The organism is Faecalicatena contorta (assembly GCF_021531995.1).
In the GTDB taxonomy this organism is placed as follows: Bacteria; Bacillota; Clostridia; order Lachnospirales; family Lachnospiraceae; genus Dorea_A; species Dorea_A contorta_A.
In genome coordinates this window covers 1-723 of the sequence record NZ_JAFBIZ010000280.1, presented here as the reverse complement: position 1 = coordinate 723, position 723 = coordinate 1, and the positions used below count along the sequence as shown (strand labels likewise).

General features: G+C 35.0%; 1 protein-coding gene. It reads left to right on the top strand.

Annotated elements, in window-relative coordinates; translation table 11 throughout:
- Nucleotides 1-723 (top strand): TVP38/TMEM64 family protein (locus tag JQM82_RS15935; protein ID WP_235251399.1); only part of this gene is annotated, 723 nt, incomplete at both ends.

Here is a 723-nt window from a genome sequence, read left to right as displayed (position 1 = left end):
TTATGAATGAGAAAAGTTGGACGAAAATCAGAAACAAAGAAAAAAAACAAAAGAGTGAGAAAAAGTCAGAAATGAAGCTAAAGAAACTCACTCCTTTAGCAGCAATTATTCTGATGACACTGATTCTTTTAGTGATTGTAAGAAAATCAGAAGAACCTTTGTCTGTAGAAACGATATTGAAGTATACACCTGAAAATATGATTTTGGCTGCGTGTGTTTTAGTTTTGTTCTTTGCTCTCAAAAGCCTTACAATTATGTTCCCATTGTCGATTTTATATTTGAGCAGTGGAGTTCTGTTTACACCATTTATAGCTGTGATGGTAAGTATGGTTGGACTGACGACAACCATTACGATTCCTTATTGGATCGGAAGATACAGCGGTGAGGATATTATACAGTATATTGGGACTAGATATCCCAAGGTTCAACAACTGACAGGATATCAGAATGAAAATGCTTTTTTTGTATGCTTTATTACCAGAATTGTTGGATTTTTGCCAGGTGACATTGTGAGCCTGTATTTTGGCGCTTGTGGAGTGAAATTCACTACTTATCTGACAGCAGGAATAAGCGGTTCTTTGCTCAGTATTGTTACTACTACTTTGCTTGGAACTAAGTTGAGCAATCCATTTTCAATAGAATTTATCATGGTATTATTATTAAGAATTTTGGTTGCTGCCGGAACTGTTGTTTTGAAACACTATATGAATAAAAGAACAGGAG